We start from the raw sequence: 1150 nt of genomic DNA on the forward strand, positions 1-1150 counted from the left end.
GGCGACGGCGTTCTTGGCAACCCATCGCATCGCATATGCGGCGCTGCGGTCGACCTTCGACGGATCCTTGCCGGAGAACGCGCCGCCACCGTGGCGGGCCATGCCGCCGTAGGTGTCGACGATGATCTTGCGACCGGTCAGGCCTGCGTCGCCCATGGGTCCGCCGAGAACGAACTTGCCGGTGGGGTTGACGAGGAGTCGGTACCCGTCGGTCGTCAGGCCGGGGAGGTCCAGTTCGGCGAGGACGGGATCGACCACCTGCGACTTGATGTCGGGCGTGAGCATCCGCTCGAGGTCGATGTCGGCCGCATGCTGCGTCGAGACGACGACCGTGTCGAGGCGGACAGGTGTGTCGCCGTCGTATTCGATGGTGACCTGTGTCTTGCCGTCGGGACGCAGGTACGGCAGCGTTCCGTTCTTACGGACCTCGGTCAGCCGACGGGACAGGCGATGCGCCAGCGCGATCGGTACCGGCATCAGCTCAGGCGTCTCGTTGGTGGCGTAACCGAACATCAGGCCCTGGTCGCCCGCGCCCTGCGCGTCGATCTCGTCTTCGGAGATGCCGCTGCGGCTCTCATGTGAGTTGAACACACCACCGGCGATGTCGGGTGACTGTGCGCCGATCGCCACGTTGACACCGCACGACGCGCCGTCGAAACCCTTGGTGGACGAGTCGTATCCGATCTCGAGGATCTTGCTGCGCACGATGCCCGGGATGTCGACGTATGCAGTCGTCGTGACCTCTCCCGCGACGTGGACCTGTCCGGTGGTGACGAGGGTCTCCACGGCCACCCGGGCTTTGGGATCGTCGGCGAGGATCGCGTCGAGCACCGAATCGCTGATGGCGTCGCAGATCTTGTCCGGATGTCCCTCCGTGACCGACTCACTGGTGAACAGACGTGACGCAGAGCTGGTCATGTGATCCTCTCAAACTCGTGTCCCCCCACAGGGAGCACACGACGACGCCTGACGGGTCGCCGTTGGTGGTCTCGTGGCCTCTAAACCTACACACTCGTCCCGACAATCGACCGACGAGGGCAAGCGCGCACCTAATCAGGCAGCAAAGCGTGGACTTCGTCAAGTATTCGGCTCGCCATGAGGGTTTTCGAGCCGAACGGAAGCGATGTCTCGTTGCCGTTCGAGGACAGCA

At 64.3% G+C, this 1150-nt stretch carries 1 protein-coding gene; it reads right to left on the bottom strand.

Annotation, left to right across the window (positions count from 1 at the left end):
* Positions 1-918 (bottom strand): methionine adenosyltransferase (gene metK, locus GOOTI_RS14400; RefSeq protein WP_007239334.1); only part of this gene is annotated, 918 nt, incomplete at its 3' end.
* Positions 919-1150 lie beyond the last annotated feature (232 nt).

The sequence above is a fragment of the Gordonia otitidis NBRC 100426 genome (genome assembly GCF_000248075.1).
Taxonomy (GTDB): domain Bacteria; phylum Actinomycetota; class Actinomycetes; order Mycobacteriales; family Mycobacteriaceae; genus Gordonia; species Gordonia otitidis.